Annotated in this window: 12 protein-coding genes; 7 read left to right on the plus strand and 5 right to left on the minus strand. The window is 64.4% G+C overall.

Annotation, left to right across the window (positions count from 1 at the left end):
- The first annotated feature begins 24 nt into the window (after nt 1-24).
- Nucleotides 25-507, plus strand: a complete 483-nt coding sequence (locus AKL02_RS02630) for a GNAT family N-acetyltransferase (RefSeq protein ID WP_083077715.1) — start codon at nt 25-27, stop codon at nt 505-507.
- Between the two features lie 48 nt (nt 508-555).
- Entirely contained in the window at nt 556-1,311 is a 756-nt protein-coding gene (locus AKL02_RS02635) for an EcsC family protein (RefSeq protein ID WP_078545270.1), read from the plus strand.
- A 140-nt stretch (nt 1,312-1,451) separates the two neighbouring features.
- Here the strand turns inward: AKL02_RS02635 and AKL02_RS02640 are convergent, their stop codons facing one another.
- Nucleotides 1,452-3,047, minus strand: a complete 1,596-nt coding sequence (locus tag AKL02_RS02640) for a GMC family oxidoreductase (protein ID WP_083077714.1) — start codon at nt 3,045-3,047, stop codon at nt 1,452-1,454.
- A 168-nt stretch (nt 3,048-3,215) separates the two neighbouring features.
- Here AKL02_RS02640 and AKL02_RS02645 point away from each other — a divergent pair, with 168 nt between their 5' ends.
- The 4 genes from AKL02_RS02645 to ptsP all read left to right on the plus strand — a co-directional run bounded on the left by AKL02_RS02645 (nt 3,216) and on the right by ptsP (nt 8,621).
- Complete coding sequence (locus AKL02_RS02645) at nt 3,216-4,424, plus strand: 3-deoxy-D-manno-octulosonic acid transferase (RefSeq protein WP_083077784.1); 1,209 nt, start codon at nt 3,216-3,218, stop codon at nt 4,422-4,424.
- A 67-nt stretch (nt 4,425-4,491) separates the two neighbouring features.
- Nucleotides 4,492-4,926 (plus strand): DUF1178 family protein, encoded by a 435-nt coding sequence (locus AKL02_RS02650; protein WP_083077713.1) that lies wholly within the window; start codon nt 4,492-4,494, stop codon nt 4,924-4,926.
- Between the two features lie 157 nt (nt 4,927-5,083).
- Nucleotides 5,084-6,337, plus strand: a complete 1,254-nt coding sequence (locus AKL02_RS02655) for an aspartate kinase (RefSeq protein ID WP_078521836.1) — start codon at nt 5,084-5,086, stop codon at nt 6,335-6,337.
- A gap of 40 nt (nt 6,338-6,377) precedes the next feature.
- On the plus strand, nt 6,378-8,621 hold the full coding sequence (gene ptsP, locus AKL02_RS02660; protein ID WP_078545276.1) for a phosphoenolpyruvate--protein phosphotransferase: 2,244 nt from the start codon (nt 6,378-6,380) through the stop codon (nt 8,619-8,621).
- 143 nt (nt 8,622-8,764) lie between these two features.
- Here ptsP and AKL02_RS02665 read toward each other — a convergent pair whose 3' ends face one another.
- Nucleotides 8,765-11,833, minus strand: a complete 3,069-nt coding sequence (locus AKL02_RS02665) for an efflux RND transporter permease subunit (RefSeq protein WP_078521832.1) — start codon at nt 11,831-11,833, stop codon at nt 8,765-8,767.
- Between the two features lie 10 nt (nt 11,834-11,843).
- Nucleotides 11,844-13,064, minus strand: a complete 1,221-nt coding sequence (locus tag AKL02_RS02670) for an efflux RND transporter periplasmic adaptor subunit (protein ID WP_083077712.1) — start codon at nt 13,062-13,064, stop codon at nt 11,844-11,846.
- A gap of 318 nt (nt 13,065-13,382) precedes the next feature.
- Here AKL02_RS02670 and AKL02_RS02675 point away from each other — a divergent pair, with 318 nt between their 5' ends.
- Nucleotides 13,383-13,685, plus strand: coding sequence for a hypothetical protein (locus AKL02_RS02675; RefSeq protein WP_083077711.1), 303 nt, complete (start codon nt 13,383-13,385; stop codon nt 13,683-13,685).
- 50 nt (nt 13,686-13,735) lie between these two features.
- Here AKL02_RS02675 and AKL02_RS02680 read toward each other — a convergent pair whose 3' ends face one another.
- Together AKL02_RS02680 and AKL02_RS02685 are read right to left on the minus strand one after the other, a co-directional pair.
- Complete coding sequence (locus AKL02_RS02680) at nt 13,736-14,836, minus strand: quaternary amine ABC transporter ATP-binding protein (protein ID WP_078602058.1); 1,101 nt, start codon at nt 14,834-14,836, stop codon at nt 13,736-13,738.
- Complete coding sequence (locus AKL02_RS02685) at nt 14,829-15,740, minus strand: ABC transporter permease (protein ID WP_083077710.1); 912 nt, start codon at nt 15,738-15,740, stop codon at nt 14,829-14,831. Before AKL02_RS02685 ends, AKL02_RS02680 begins: the two co-directional genes overlap by 8 nt.
- Between the last annotated feature and the right edge of the window lie 16 nt (nt 15,741-15,756).

Here is a 15,756-nt window from a genome sequence, read left to right on the forward strand (position 1 = left end):
CAGCCTGAAAGGGGCGGCGGGCGTATGTATCAGCTCGAACAAGAGACGGCGGAAGACTGGTGGGAAGTCGAGGCGCTCTATGACCTCTGCTTTGCGCCGGGTCGCACGGCGTTGTCCTCCTACCGGCTGCGCGACGGGGTCGATCCCGTGCGCCCGCTTTGCCTCACGCTGCGCCAGGACGGCATCCTCGCTGCGGTGATCCGCTTCTGGCCGGTCAGGGTGGGCGGCAAGCGCGTGCTGCTGCTGGGGCCGATCGCGGTCCACCCGACGCGGCAGGGCGAAGGGCTGGGCGGTATCCTGATGCATGAAAGCCTCTCCCGCGCCGCCGATCTGGGCTGGGAGCGGGTGCTGCTGGTGGGCGACGCGCCCTATTACCAGCGCTTTGGCTTCGAGAAGCTCCACGATGTCGAGATGCCGCCGCCCACCAACCCCGACCGCGTTCTGGGCCTCGAACTGGTGCCCGGCGCATGGGACGGCGTCAAAGGCCAAGTCGAGAAAGACGACTGATTGCCGAAGCGCCTCCCCCGCCCCATATCTGGGAAAGGCAAGGAGGCGATGATGGCAGATATTCTTCCCCCCGTGAGCGACCCGGCGATTCTGGGTCAGCTCGACTCGCTCGCGAAACGTCACCGCGCAGCGGGCGGCGTGGTGATGCAGGTGATCGGCTATATCGGAGGCTCCGCCGAGGGGCTCTTGGGCAAATTGCCTACCCCTGTGCGCAATGGGCTGGACGGGGCGACGGAACGCGCGCTGTCAGGCGCGATGACCGCCGCCGAACGCTCGCGCGGGATCGTCTCGGACCGGCCCGACTGGATGAACCGCACGCTGACCACCGCGATGGGCGCGGCGGGCGGTGTCGGTGGCTTGGGCAGTTCGCTCGCGGAATTGCCCTTCACGGTCACAATGCTGCTGCGGGCTATTCAGGGCATCGCCGCCGAACATGGCTTCGATCCGGCCTCGGAAGAGGTGCGGCTCGAATGCCTGCGGGTCTTCGCCTCTGCCGGGCCGCTCGAGGATGATGACGGGATGGATCTGAGCTTCCTCGCCGCGCGCGCCACCATCACCGGGCCGAGCCTGAAGTCGCTGATCGCCAAGGTCGCGCCGCGCCTGTCGATCGTGCTGGGTCAGAAACTCGCGGCTCAGGCGGCCCCGGTTCTTGGCGCGGTCGCAGGCGCGGCCGTCAACTACGCCTTCACCAGCTATTATCAGGAAATCGCTCGCGTCCACTTCGGCCTCAAGCGCCTTGCCCGCGACACGGGCACCGATGAGGGCGTTCTGCGCGAGGAGTTGGTGGCCCGCATCGCCAAGTGATCGAAGCGTCGCGCCTCTGCCCAATGTCGGATGCCTCCGGCGGGGATATTTAGACCAAGAGGAAGGAAAGCCGTTCTTCCTCTTGGCGAAAATATCCCGGGGGGCTCCGAAGGAGCGGGGGCAGCGCCCCCTCCGAACCCTCAGCCCTTCGCGTCCTCGAGGATCATCTGCGCGGCCTTCTCGGCGATCATCATCGTCGGCGCGTTGGTGTTGCCCGAGGTGATCGTCGGCATCACCGAGGCATCCGCGATGCGCAGTCCTTTCAGCGCTTTCAACCGCAGCCGCGAGTCCACCACCGCGCCGTCATCGGAGCCCATCCGGCAGGTGCCGACGGGGTGGAAGATCGTGGTGCCGATATCGCCCGCCGCTTTCACGAGATCCGCCTCGGTCTGATAGTCCGGGCCGGGCTTGTATTCCTCGGGTTTGTATTTCGCGAAAGCGGGTTGCGAGGCGACGCGGCGGACCTGCCGGATCGCTTCGGCGGCGACGCGGCGGTCGCCCTCGGTCGAGAGGTAATTCGGCGCGATCTCGGGATGGGCGCGGAAATCGGGCGAGGTGATATGCACATGACCGCGGCTTTCGGGGCGCAGGTTGCACACGCTCGCCGTCATGCCGGGGAAGGGGTGGACCGCATCGCCGAACTTGTCGAGGCTGACCGGCTGGACGTGATATTCCAGATCGGGCGTTTCCTTCTCGGGGAAGCTGCGCGTGAAGATCCCGGCTTGCGAGGGCGACATCGACATCGGCCCCGAGCGGAACAGCGCATATTCCATGCCGATCTTCGCCTTGCCCCAAAGGGTCGAGGACATGGTGTTGAGGCTTTTGACGCCCGAGACCTTGTAGATGAGGCGCAGTTGCAGGTGGTCCTGCAGGTTCTCGCCCACGCCATCGACCTCGGCCACCGGGGTAATGCCATTCTCGGACAGCACGTCGCCGCGCCCGATCCCCGACAGCTCAAGGATTTGCACGGAACCTACCGAGCCCGCCGAGAGGACCGTTTCGCCCGCCTTCACGTCATGGCTCTGGCCATTCTGATTGTAGCGGATGCCGATGACGCGACCGTCCTCGATCAAGAGCTTTTCGACCTGCGCATTGGTCTCGATCCGCAGGTTCGGGCGTTTCATCGCGGGTCTCAGGAAGGCTTTCACCGCGCTCCAGCGCCAGCCGGCTTTCTGCGTGACGTGGAAATAGCCGCCGCCTTCGTTGGTGCCGGTGTTGAAATCGTCGGTGCGCGGGAAGCCTGCCTCCTCAGCGGCTTCGAGGAAGGTGTCGAGCATCTCCCAGCGCACGCGGGCTTCTTCCACCCGCAATTCGCCGCCCGCGCCATGCAGGTCGCTTTCGCCGCGATAGAAATCTTCCTGTTTCTTGAACAGCGGCAGCACGTCGTCCCAGCTCCAGCCGGGATTGCCCGACTGCGCCCACATATCGTAATCGCGCGCCTGACCGCGCATGTAGATCATGCCGTTGATCGAGGAGCAGCCGCCAAGGATACGCCCGCGCGGATAGAGCAGCTCGCGCCCGTTCAGACCGGGATCGGCTTTCGACTTGTAGCCCCAATCGGTGCGCGGATTGCCGATGCAGTACAGGTAGCCCACCGGGATATGCACCCAGTGGTAATTGTCGCGCCCGCCTGCTTCCAGCAGCAGCACCTTGTTTTTCGGATCTTCCGACAGACGGTTCGCCAGAACGCAGCCTGCGCTGCCACCGCCGACCACGATGTAATCGTATTGCTCCATGAGCCCCTCCCGAACTGCGCCTCCGGGCAAGACTTTCGCAAGCTGCCGCGCGGGAAACAAGGCCATGACCCGTTCATTCGCGCAAAGTCGCTTTGCGAAAACGCAAGGAGGGGCTTGCCTGTGAGGGGGGTGATCCGTTCTATGGCGCAAATCCTGCCGGAGCCTTTCATGGTCCTCTACCGCCTTCTCGTCAGTATCGCGAGCCTGCCTGTTCTGGCGGCGCTGCTCTGGCGCGTTCTGCGCGGGCGGGAAAGCCGGAGCGCTCTGGCGGAGCGGTTGGGCGGCGGGGAGGCCGCGCCGCACCGTCTGTGGCTGCATGCGGCTTCGAACGGAGAGCTGACCTCCGCCAAGCCTTTGATCTATGCGCTGCTGACCGCAGATCCCGCGGTGCAGCTGTTGGTGACGGTGAACACGGTGACGGCGCGCGAGCTGGGGCAGGGCTGGGCCGATCCGCGCATCGCGATCCGCATGGCGCCGCTCGATCATCGCGCCGCGCTGCGACGGTTTCTGTCGCGGCATGATCCCCGCGCGCTGGTCGTGATCGAGAATGAGCTTTGGCCGAACCGCATGGCTCTGATGGCCGATGCGGGGCGGCCGATCTTCGTGATCGGCGCACGGATGTCGGCTCGCTCTGCCGCGCGCTGGGCGAAGATCGGGATGGCGCAGCCGATGGTCGCGCAGATCAGCGCGCTCTCGGCGCAGGATGCGGGATCCGAGGCGCGGTTCGTCGATCTCGGACTGCCGCGTGATCGACTGATGCCGCCCGCCAATCTCAAGACGGCGATCACCGTCGCGCCCGGTGTGCCGCTCGACTGGCCGCGCAGCGATACGGTTCTGGCTGCCTCGACCCATGAGGGAGAAGACGCGCCGATCCTTGCCGCCTTCGCGACGGCGCGCGCGCGCCGCCCCGGCCTGCGCCTGATCCTCGCTCCGCGCCATCCGCGCCGTGCGCCCGAGATCGCGGCGCTGATCGCCAAGGCCGGGCTGCGCCATACCACTCGCTCGAAGGACGAGCCTCCGACGGCGGAGGTCTATCTGGCCGATACGCTGGGCGAGATGGGCCGCTGGTATGCGAGCGCAGGCCTGTGTTTCGTAGGCGGCTCGCTCGTCGAAAAGGGCGGCCATACCCCCTATGAGCCCGCGGGCTTCGGCTGCGCCTTGCTGCACGGTCCCGATGTCGCGAATTTCGCCGAGGCCTATGCCGCGCTCGATGCGGCAGGCGGGGCGCGGCTTTGCGAAACCGAAGCCGATCTTGCGGCCGCCTTCACCGCGCTCGACGCCGACGCGCAGGCCGAAATGGCGCGCGCCGCACGGGGGGCTCTCGGCCCGCCTGCCGATGTCGAAAGCCTTGCAAAGGCGCTCCTTACACGGCTCTGAGCGACTGCGATGCGCTTGCATCGCGGCCTAAAACGCTTATTTGCATATGCATCCGGGAGATGCAGACATGATCCGTTATACGCTGCAATGCGAGAATGAGCACCGCTTCGACAGTTGGTTCCCCTCGGCCTCCGGGTTCGAGGCGCTCAAAGCCGCAGGCCAGCTGGAATGTGCGATCTGCGGTTCGAAAAAGGTCGAGAAATCTCTGATGGCACCGCCTGTCGCACAGACGCGCAAGACGGGCGAGCCCGCCCCTGAACGCCCTCTCTCGCAGCCGCAATCCGAGGCTGAGCAGGCCCTTGCCGCGATGCGCCGCGAGATCGAGAAGAATTCCGATTACGTCGGCATGAATTTCGCTACGGAAGCGCGCGCCATGCACGAAGGCACCGCAAAGAAACGCGCGATCCACGGCGAGGCGAAGCCTGAAGAGGCGCGCAAGTTGCTGGAGGACGGGCTGCCGGTTCTGCCGCTGCCCTTCGTGTCCACGCGCAAGACGAACTGACCCTTTTCGCTCTTTCCAAATATCCCGGGGTGAATTCGCGCGAGCGAAGAGGGGCAGCGCCCCCAGCGCCGATCTGAGGCCCGCAAAACGCCAAATCTCTTGCGCGGCCCAACGGCTTGAGCTAGCAGAGGCCCGACTCTGCCCAAGGGGGATTTCCATGCCCATTCTGGTGATGAAATTCGGCGGCACTTCCGTCGCCGATCTCGACCGGATCGCCAACGCCGCCGAAAAGGTGAAGCGCGAAGTCGAACGCGGTTACGATGTCATCGTGATTGTCTCGGCGATGTCGGGCAAGACCAATGAACTCGTCAACTGGGTCGAGACCACTTCGCCGCTCTATGACGCGCGCGAATATGACGCCGTGGTCGCCTCGGGCGAGAATATCACCGCCGGTCTGATGTCGCTGCGCCTGCAGGAGATGGGTGTCTCCGCGCGCAGCTGGCAGGGCTGGCAGGTGCCGATCAACACGACTTCGGCCCATGGCGCGGCGCGCTTCGTGTCGATCCCGCGCGAAAATCTCGACCAGAAATTCTCCGAGGGCTTCAAGGTCGCGGTGATCGCGGGCTTCCAGGGGCTCTCGCCGGAAAACCGGATCACCACGCTCGGCCGGGGCGGCTCGGACACGACCGCCGTGGCGTTCGCCGCCGCATTCGGCGCGGAGCGTTGCGACATCTACACCGATGTCGACGGCATCTACACCACCGACCCGCGCGTTTCCTCCAAGGCGCGCAAGCTCGACCGCATCGCCTTCGAGGAGATGCTGGAACTCGCGAGCCTCGGGGCGAAGGTTCTGCAAACCCGCTCGGTCGAGCTCGCGATGCGCTACAAGGTGCCGCTGCGCGTGCTAAGCTCCTTCGAGGAAACCACGGAGAATTCGGGCACTCTGGTCTGCGACGAGGATAAAATCATGGAATCGAAAGTTGTCTCCGGCGTCGCCTTTTCCCGCGACGAAGCGAAAATGACCCTCGTGACGGTCGAAGACCGCCCCGGCATCGCCAGCGCGATCTTCGGGCCGCTCGCGGATGCGGGGGTGAACGTCGACATGATCGTCCAGAACATCTCCGAGCGTCAGGCCGAACACGAGGTCAAGGTCACCGACATGACCTTCTCCTGCCCGGTCAATCAGGTCGCCCGCGCCCGCAAGGCGATGGAAGACGCCCGCGACGCCGGGCTGATCAAATTCGACGAACTGGTCGCCGACGAAGACGTGGCAAAGATTTCCGTCGTGGGCATCGGTATGCGCTCCCACGCGGGGGTCGCGGCGAAGATGTTCAAGGCGCTGGCCGCTGAAAACGTTAACATCAAGGTTATCGCTACGTCGGAAATCAAGATTTCGGTGCTGGTCGACCGCAAATATCTGGAACTGGCGGTTCAGGCCCTGCATGATGCCTTCGAACTCGACAAGGCCTGAGTAACCCGAAGGGCCGCAGCAACAGGGGCAACCTGCGCGGATGGTGGAACTGAGCGAAAGTGATAGTCGCACGCTGTTGCGACGCCTGCGCGATACGCTGGCCACGGAGGGCGACGGGCAGGACCGGCTCAATCACATCACCCAGATCATCGCGGATTCGATGGGCACCGAAGTGTGCTCGATCTATCTGTTCCGCGATCCCGAAACGCTCGAGCTTTGCGCCACCGAAGGTCTGAAGGCAGAGGCTGTCCACCACACGCGGATGCGGCTGGGCGAGGGTCTCGTGGGCCGTGTCGCGCGGTCGGGCCGGCCGATCAACTCCGCCGATGCACCCTCCGAGCCGGGCTTCCGCTACATGCCGGAGACGGGCGAAGAGATCTATTCCAGCTTCGTCGGCGTGCCGATTCAGCGCGTGGGCGAGAAGCTGGGCGTTCTGGTCGTGCAGTCGAAGGACGAGCGCAGCTTCTCGGATGACGAGCTTTACGGGCTCGAGGTCGTCGCGATGGTGCTGGCCGAAATGACCGAACTCGGCGCTTTCACCGGTGGCGAGAATTCCGAGATCGGCGCGACGCATCGCTTCCCGGTCATGTTCCGCGGTGCGACGGGTCAGGAGGGCGCCGCCGAGGGCCGCGTCTGGCTGCACGAGCCGCGCGTCGTCGTGACGAACCCGGTGGCCGAAGATCCCGAGGCCGAGGCTGCGCGCCTCGAAGAGGCGATCACCGAACTGCGCGGCAAGATCGACGAGATGCTGGCCAGCCCGACCCTGATCGACAAGGATCAGCGGCAGGTGCTCGAGACCTTCAAGATGCTCGCGGCGTCGAAGGGCTGGAAGCGGCGGATGCTGGAAGACATCACCGCGGGTCTTTCTGCCGAAGCCGCAGTCGAGAAAGAACAGAACGCCGCGCGCGACCGGATGCGCAAGGCGCCCGATCCCTACCTGCGCGAACGGCTCAACGATCTCGACGACCTGTCGAACCGCTTGCTGCGGCAACTGACGGGGCAGGGCAGCGATACCGGGGCCGAGATGCCGGAGAACCCGGTGCTGGTGGCGCGCAATATCGGCCCGGCGGAACTGCTCGACTATGACCGCAAGCTCAAGGGCGTGGTGCTGGAGGAAGGCTCCGTCGGCTCGCATGCCGCGATCGTCACCCGCGCGCTCTCGATCCCGCTGGTGATCCACGCGGGCCGGATCACGGCGGAGGCGCTGAACGGGGACCCGATCCTCGTCGACGGCGATCAGGGCGTGGTGCATCTGCGGCCCGAGGAAAGCGTGGCCCATGCTTTCCGCGACAAGATCGCGATGCAGGCGGAGGCGCAGAAACGCTACGCCTCGTTGCGCGACCAGCCCGCGATGGACAAATCGGGCCAGACCGTCTCGCTGATGATGAATGCGGGGCTGATGGCGGATCTACCCTCGCTGAAGGGCTCCGGCGCTGATGGGGTGGGCCTGTTCCGCACCGAGCTGCAATTTCTGACCCGCACCAAGGTGCCGCGCCGCAATGAACTCGTGCAGCTCTACAAGCGGGTGATGGATGCCGCCGACGGCAAGCGGGTGAATTTCCGCACGCTCGATATCGGCTCCGACAAGGTCGTGCCCTACATGAAGCCGCAGGACGAGCCGAACCCTGCGATGGGCTGGCGTGCGCTGCGGGTGGGGCTCGACAAGCCGGGGATTCTGCGGATGCAGCTGCAGGCGCTGCTGCGCGCCGCCGATGGGCGCCCGACCTCGATCATGTTCCCCTTCATCGCGCTGCCCGAGGAATTCTACGCCGCGCGCGACACGCTGCTGCGGGTGCGTGACCGCGAGGCGCAGATGGGCCGTCCCGTCCCCGAGGAGCTTCGGATCGGCGCGATGCTGGAAACCCCGAGCCTCGGCTTCGCCCCCGACAGCTTCTACCGCGATTGCGATTTCATCTCGATCGGCGGCAACGACCTGAAGCAGTTCTTCTTCGCCGCCGACCGCGAGAACGAACGGGTGCGCCGCCGCTACGATACGCTCGACGGGTCGTTCCTGAACTTCCTAGAACGGATCATCGCGCGCTGTGCGGTCTCGGACACCCAACTCAGCTTCTGCGGCGAGGATGCGGGCCGCCCGATCGAGTCGCTGACCTTCGCGGCGCTCGGCATCCGTACGCTCTCGATGCGGCCCGCCTCGATCGGCCCGGTCAAACACCTGATCCGCCGCGCCGATCTGGGCGAGCTGCGGCAGGTGATCCAGCAGGCGCGCAATGCCGGCCAATCCAGCGTGCGCCCTGCCGTGACGAGTTACCTCGCCCATCTCTGAGCGGGGCAGGGGCTGCCGCTCCTATCCACGAAATCTCACCCCCGGAATGATTTTGGGCCAAGGCGAAGCTCTGACACTTCGCCTTGGCCCAAATATCCCGCGGGGGTCTGGGGGCGCGAAGCCCCCAGCCTTGTTTTCATGCGTCAGCCTGCGGCCAGACGTTTCGCTTCCGCTTCCTTGAAGGATTTATCCGAGGGCGCGATGAACGTGTAGAACATCGGCACCACGAACAGCGTGAACATCGTCCCGATCAGGATCCCCGAGAAGATCACGAGGCCCATCGCCTTGCGCGCCTCTGCGCCCGCGCCTTGCGCGAGGATCAGCGGCACCACGGCCAGCGCCATTGCGGCGGTGGTCATCAGGATCGGACGCAGACGGGTCTGCGCGGCCTTCACGATGGCCTGCCTGCGGGTGAGGCCCGATTGCTCGCGCTGCTGATTGGCGAACTCGACCATCAGGATACCGTGTTTCGTGATCAGACCGACCAGCGTGATCAGCCCCACCTCGGAATAGATGTTGAGCGTGCCCAACCCGAGGTTCAGCGGCAGCACGGCCCCGAAGATCGTCAGCGGCACCGTCATCATGATGATGAAGGGGTCGCGGAAGCTCTCGAACTGGGCGGCGAGCACGAGGTAGATCACCAGCACGGCCGCCGCGAAGGCGATCAGGATGGTGTTGCCCTGCTGCGTCTCGATCCGCGACTGGCCCGAATAGTTCACGTAGAAGCCTTCGGGCATCACCTGCTTGGCGATGTCGACGATGGTCTGCACGCCCTCGCCGGTGGAGCCACCGGGCAGCGGCAGCGCCGTGATCGTGGCCGCGTTCAGCTGGTCGAACTGTTCGATCGAAGACGCGTTCACCCCGGTGTCGATCTTCACGAGCGACGACAGCGGGATCATCGCCCCCGAGGACGAGCGCACGAAGTAGCGGCCCAGCTCTTCGGGGTTCGCGCGGAACTCCTGCGGCACCTGCGGGATGATGTCGTAGCTGTTGGAGTCGCGGTCGAACTGCGCCACCGACGCCTCGCCCACCAGCAAGCCCAAGGTCGAGCCGATATCGGAGACCGGCACGTTCAACGCCGCCGCCCGGTCGCGGTCGATCGTGACATTGACCTGCGGGCTGTCGAAGTTGAGCGAGTTCTGTACGACGATGAACTTGCCCGAGGCCTGCGCCTTGTTCTTGATCTCCTCGGCCACCTCGGCGACGCGTTTCGCGGAGTGGATCGACTGGATCACCACCGAGATCGGAAGACCGCCCCCGGTGCCCGGCAGCGACGGCGGGGCGAAGGCAAAGCCTTTCAACCCGGTCGATTTGCCGAGATCGCCCTGGATCTCCTGCTGGATCTCCTTCTGGCTACGGTTGCGGTCCGCCCAGTCCTTGAGCGCCCAGATATAGATGCCCTGAGAGCTGTCCCCGCCGAAGCCCGCGATCGAGAAATCGGTGCGCACTTCGGGAATATCGGCCGTGTCGCGCCCGACCTGGTCGATATATTTCTGGGTGTACTCGCTGGTCGCGTAGCGCGGCCCGTTCAGGATCGCGAAGAGCGCGCCGTTATCCTCATCCGGGGCAAGCTCGGAATTGGTGTTCATCAGCATGAACCCGGTCACGCCCACGAGTGAGGCGACGATGAGAAGGGTGATCCCCCGCAGATCGAGCGAGCCATCGACGCGCCGCCCGTACCAGCCCGAGAGCCGGTCGAAATTGCGGTCGACGAAGGCCTGGAAGCCCTTCGACTCGCCATGTCTCAGCAGGCGGCCCGACATCATCGGCGTGATCGTCAGGGCGATGATCCCCGACAGGATCACCGACCCCGCGAGTGCGAAGGCGAATTCCCGGAACAACTGCCCCGTCAGCCCGCCGGTGAAGCCCAGAGGGGCGAGCACCGCGGCCAGCGTGATCGTCATCGCGATGACGGGTCCGGTGATCTCCTTCATGCCTTGCACGGCGGCTGGGATCGGTTTCATCCCCTCTTCGATATGTCGGTGGATATTCTCCACCACCACGATCGCGTCATCGACGACGAGGCCGATCGCCAGCACCATTGCCAGCAGCGTCAGAAGGTTGATCGAGTATCCGAGCGCTAGCAGCACCGCGAGCACCCCGATCAGCGAGAGCGGAATGGTCACGATCGGCATCGCCACCGAGCGCAGCGACCCGAGGAACAGCAGGATAACCACGGTCACGATTGCGACCGCTTCGCCGATGGTCTTGAACACCTCGTGGATCGAGGCCGAGATCGTCTCGGTCGAGTCGTAGACCAGCTGGATTTTCATCCCTTCGGGGAGCGAGGCATTGATGTCGGGCAGCGCCTTGCGTACCGCAGCCGCCGTGTCGAGCGGATTGGCGGCAGGCGTCGGGTACACGCCGAGGAAGGTGCCTTCCTTGCCCTCGAAGGTGACGATCTCGTTCTCGGAGGCCTTGGCGAGTTCGATCTTCGCGACATCGCGCAGCCGCACCACGTCGTCGCCCTTGCCCGAGATCGGCAGCTTGCCGAAGGCTTCGGGCGTTTGCAGCGTGGATTGCAGCGTGATCGACTGGGCGACGTACTCGTTCTTCGTCTTGCCCGGGGCCGAGAGGAAGTTCGACGCCTGAATCGCGCCCACGACTTCCGATGCCGTGACACCGCGCGCGGCGAGCTTGTCCGGATCGATCCAGACCCGCATCGCGTAGTCGGAGGCACCGATGATCTGGGTCTGAGCCACGCCCGGAATCGTGGACATGCGCGGACGGATCACCCGGCGCAGATATTCGGTCAGCTGCTCGGGCGTCATGTTGGGGTTGAGCGCCGCGAGATACATCAGCGCGAAGGTCTGGCCGGTGCCCTTCTGGATCACCGGGTCCTTCGCCGCCGAGGGCAGCTGGCCTTTGACCTGCTGCACCTTCGACAGCACCTCGGTCATCGCCGCGTCGGAGTTCGACCCGAGCTTCATGTGGACCGAAATGACCGAGGCCGAGGGCCGCGACTGGGTGGTGACGTAATCGACGTTCTCAGTGGTCGCCACGGCAGCGGCCAGCGGCGAGGTGATGAAGCCCTGAATCAGTTCGGGCGAGGCGCCGGGATAGGCGGTGGTGATCGTGACCACCGTTTCCTCGACTTCCGGATATTGGCGGACGGGCAGGTTGAAATAGGCCTGCGCGCCCAGCAGAAGCATGAACGCGCCCAGCACCATCGACAGGACGGGGCGGCGGATGAAGATCTCGGAGATGTTCATGGGCTTGGCCTTACTGCGCCTTCGCGCCGTCTGAGGTCGTGTCCGATTGGGCGTCCGACGTCGTGTCGGAGCTTGCCTGCGCATTGCCCTCCATGCCGAAGGCTTTCATCACCTCTTCGGTGGAAGGCGCGTCGGGATCGGGCGAAATCGCGTTGTCGATGCTCACCGTCGCGCCGGAGTTCAGCTTGTTCTGACCCGCGTTGACGACCATATCGCCTGCCTTCAGACCCTTCGTCACTTCGACGAGCGTGCCCGAGCGGCGTCCGAGCGTGATGAAGACCTGCTTGGCTACCAGTTGCGGCTGATCCGCGCCCTCGGGCGTTTGCTTGCGCACCACGAAGACCGAGTCGCCGTAGAGGTTGGAGCTCACCACCGTTTGCGGCAGCGCGATCACGTTGTCCTCGGAGGGCAGCACGACCGTGACATGGACGAACTGGCCGGGCGTCAGCTTCCCTTCGCCATTGGGGACTTCGGCGCGCAGGGTCACGAGCCGCGAATTCGGGTCTATCTTGGGTTCGATGCCGGTGATCTTGCCTTCCAGATCGACCGAGCCGTCCTCGGTCTTCACCTTGACGGTCTGGCCCGCTTCGGCGTGCCGCGCCTGCTGTTCGGACAGGGTGAAATCGACGCGCATATGGTCACGATCCTGCAGCGTCGCATAGGTGGTGCCGGTGCCGACATACTGACCGACCTCCACCTGTGGGATGCCGATGATGCCTGCGAAGGGTGCGGTCAGGCGCTTCTTCTCGAGCACGGCCTGCAGCTTCGCGACGCTTGCGCGCGCTTCCTGCGCGCTGGCCTCAGCCTGATCGAGATTGGACGTGGCGGACACGCCCCGGTCGGCAAGCTGGCGCGCGCGCTTGAGATTGGTCTCGGCGAGGTCCTGAGCGGCCTTGGCCGAGGCCAGGTCGGCGCGCTCGGAGCTGTCGTCGATCTGCATGAGGACCTGGCCCTTCTCGACCTTGTCATTCGCCTTGAAATGGATCTCCTGCACGGTGCCGCCCATTTCGACGGCCAGTTCGGTGCCGCGCACGGCGGCGGCGGTGCCGATCGCCTCGAGGCCCGGCTGCCAGGTGATCGGCTTCACTTCGCTGACCGAAACCGCCACGGGGGGCTGTGTCATATTCGCGAAGAACTGCGCGATCATCTTCGAGCGGAAAAGATTGTAGCCGACGACGCCACCCACCACGAGGATGAGCGCGACGAGGGCGATGAGGAGGCGTTTGATCATTTGGCTGTCCCGTCAAAATCCCTGTTTGCACGCAAATACGACCCCGCCGGCCGAGCTGCGCGCGATTTCTGAACCATTTGGTTCACGTCCTTGTCATGTCAATACGCGAGTGACGTTAAAAGGATGGGTCACAGTGCCGTGAAGGCAAGGCGGAAAGTCTGTGCGTCAGAGCAATTATAGGGCTTCACGAATGCTCACCTCGCGAAAATCTGATTTTTCTGTGCTCGACGGTGAAGAAGAGTGCATTATCTCAACCTATACCTGCGATCCTGACGACCTGACGTCGCTTTGCAGCGATGTCTGGTTTTAGGAGTTTATATGGATCCCCTGTCTTTTATGCGCATCGGCTTCGAGGCCGCGCGGATCGGCTTTGAGGCCCAAGCGGTGATTTCGATGCGCGTTGCGGGACTGATGGGGCTCTGGGATGTCTCCCCGCTCGAATCGTTCCAGATGGTGCAGGAAAAGCCCGTGGCGGTCGTAGCTGCGGCGGAGGCTGCGGCATTCGCGCTTCTGCGGGGGCAAACGGCGGATCGGGCGATTTCAGCGTCGATGACGCAGATCGGAAACCACACCAGCGCCAATATGACGCGATTGTCGCGCCGCGGGCCCAGCTGGCTCTGACGGCACGAGCCGGGCAGGGCCGCCACGCTGACGCGGCGACCCCGTAGTCTTTAGGCGGCGCTGTCTTCCTCGACCTCGTCATCGCCTTCTTCGACGCTTGCAGGCGTCACCATGGCGGTCAGGATCGTCGTCATGTCGACCATGCCGATCGGCTTGTTGGCCGCGTCGACAACCGTCGCCGTACGCACCTCGGCATCGGCCATCCGGCGCGCGATCTTTTCGAGCACCGAGCTGGCCTTGACCTTCATCTTCGGCAACTCGCCCTCGGGCAGCGGCAACGCGATGGTTTCTGCACGGATCACGCGACCACGGTTCACCTCGCGCACGAACTCGGCGATGTATTCATTCGCCGGGCGCAGCACGATTTCCTGCCCCGTTCCGACCTGATTGAGCGCACCGTCACGCAGGATCGCGATCTTGTCGCCAAGGCGCAGCGCCTCGTCGAGGTCGTGGGTGATGAAGACGATCGTCTTCTTCAGCTCGGCCTGCAGGTCCAGAAGCACCTTCTGCATATCCATCCGGATCAGCGGATCGAGTGCCGAGAACGCTTCGTCCATCAACAGGATGTCCGCGTCGTTGGCCAGCGCGCGGGCGAGGCCCACCCGCTGCTGCATCCCGCCCGAGAGCTGGTTCGGATAGTTGTCCTCGTAGCCCGCGAGCCCGACGCGTTCGATCCATTTCTTCGCGATCGGTTCCGATTTCGACCGGTCGACCCCTTGGATATCCAGCCCGTAGCAGGTGTTTTCCAGCACGGTCCGGTGCGGCAGAAGCGCGAACTTCTGGAACACCATCGCCGTCTCATGACGACGGAATTCCCGCAGCTCCTCTTCGTTCATCTTCACCACGTCGCGGCCGTTATAGAGGATCTCCCCGGCCGTGGGCATGATGAGCCCGTTGATGTGGCGGATGAGCGTCGATTTGCCTGAGCCCGACAGGCCCATGATCACCGAGATCTTGCCCGGCGGCAGGGTAAGGTTGATGTCCTGCAGGCCCAGAACGTGCTTGTGCTTGTCGTTGAGCTCTTCCTTGCCCATGCCGGCCTGCACCTTCTCCACGTAATCCTTGGGGCGCGCCCCGAAGATCTTGTAGAGATTGCGGATCTCGATGCCCGAGCGGTTGCCGGTATCGGTGTTGGTCGTCGCATCAGTCATGGCCAGCCTCCGAATGTTTCTGCAGCCGCTTGCCGAACGCCTGGCTCGCGCGGTCGAAGATGATCGCGATCGCAACGAGTGCGAAGCCGTTCAGGAAGCCGATGGTGAAGAACTGGTTGTTAATCGCCTGCAGCACGTTTTTACCGAGGCCACCAACGCCGACCATCGAGGCCACGACGACCATCGCCAGCGCCATCATGATGGTCTGGTTGACGCCCGCCATGATCGTCGGCAGCGACAGCGGAAGCTGCACGCCCCAAAGTTTCTGACGGGGATTGGCGCCGAAGGCGTCCGCGGCTTCGATGACCTCCTTGTCCACGAGGCGGATGCCCAGATTGGTCAGGCGGATCATCGGCGGGATCGCGTAGATCACCACGGCGATCACGCCGGGCACCTTACCGATACCGAAGATCACGACGACCGGGATCAGATAGACGAAGGAGGGCATGGTCTGCATGACGTCGAGCACCGGCGTCAGGATTTTCTGCATCCGGTCCGAGCGCGCCATCAGGATGCCGATCGGCAGGCCGAGGATGATCGCGATCAGCGTCGCCACCGTGACCATCGCGAGGGTGGTCATCGTGTCCTCCCAAAGGCCGAAGATGCCGATGAAGGCAAGCCCCATGGACGAGCCGAGCACGATCTTCACATTGCGCGAGGCGAACCACACCACGACGAGGATCAGCGCGAAGATGATGAACCACGGCGTGTCCACGAAGGCGTGTTCGAGGGTGTTGAGAAACCATTGAAGCGGCCGGGTGGCCGCGTCGATTTGATCGGAATAAGCGCGAACGATGCCGCGAAACCCGTCGTCGATGCCCATGCGCATGTGACGCAGGGTGGAGTTGGGAAGGGAAGGGAACTCACAGAGCAGTTCCGGCAAGCCCCAGCATGAAGATGCCATCTTGTTATGTCCTCCG

Source organism: Thioclava electrotropha (genome assembly GCF_002085925.2).
Lineage (GTDB): Bacteria > Pseudomonadota > Alphaproteobacteria > Rhodobacterales > Rhodobacteraceae > Thioclava > Thioclava electrotropha.

Excerpts from the sequence above, each read along its gene's own strand:
- AKL02_RS02630 (WP_083077715.1), top strand. The coding sequence starts at position 25 with ATGTATCAGCTCGAACAAGAGACGGCGGAAGACTGGTGGGAAGTCGAG.
- AKL02_RS02635 (WP_078545270.1), top strand. The coding sequence starts at position 556 with ATGATGGCAGATATTCTTCCCCCCGTGAGCGACCCGGCGATTCTGGGT.
- AKL02_RS02640 (WP_083077714.1), bottom strand. The coding sequence starts at position 3,047 with ATGGAGCAATACGATTACATCGTGGTCGGCGGTGGCAGCGCAGGCTGC.
- AKL02_RS02645 (WP_083077784.1), top strand. The coding sequence starts at position 3,216 with ATGGTCCTCTACCGCCTTCTCGTCAGTATCGCGAGCCTGCCTGTTCTG.
- AKL02_RS02650 (WP_083077713.1), top strand. The coding sequence starts at position 4,492 with ATGATCCGTTATACGCTGCAATGCGAGAATGAGCACCGCTTCGACAGT.
- AKL02_RS02655 (WP_078521836.1), top strand. The coding sequence starts at position 5,084 with ATGCCCATTCTGGTGATGAAATTCGGCGGCACTTCCGTCGCCGATCTC.
- ptsP (WP_078545276.1), top strand. The coding sequence starts at position 6,378 with ATGGTGGAACTGAGCGAAAGTGATAGTCGCACGCTGTTGCGACGCCTG.
- AKL02_RS02665 (WP_078521832.1), bottom strand. The coding sequence starts at position 11,833 with ATGAACATCTCCGAGATCTTCATCCGCCGCCCCGTCCTGTCGATGGTG.
- AKL02_RS02670 (WP_083077712.1), bottom strand. The coding sequence starts at position 13,064 with ATGATCAAACGCCTCCTCATCGCCCTCGTCGCGCTCATCCTCGTGGTG.
- AKL02_RS02675 (WP_083077711.1), top strand. The coding sequence starts at position 13,383 with ATGGATCCCCTGTCTTTTATGCGCATCGGCTTCGAGGCCGCGCGGATC.
- AKL02_RS02680 (WP_078602058.1), bottom strand. The coding sequence starts at position 14,836 with ATGACTGATGCGACGACCAACACCGATACCGGCAACCGCTCGGGCATC.
- AKL02_RS02685 (WP_083077710.1), bottom strand. The coding sequence starts at position 15,740 with ATGGCATCTTCATGCTGGGGCTTGCCGGAACTGCTCTGTGAGTTCCCT.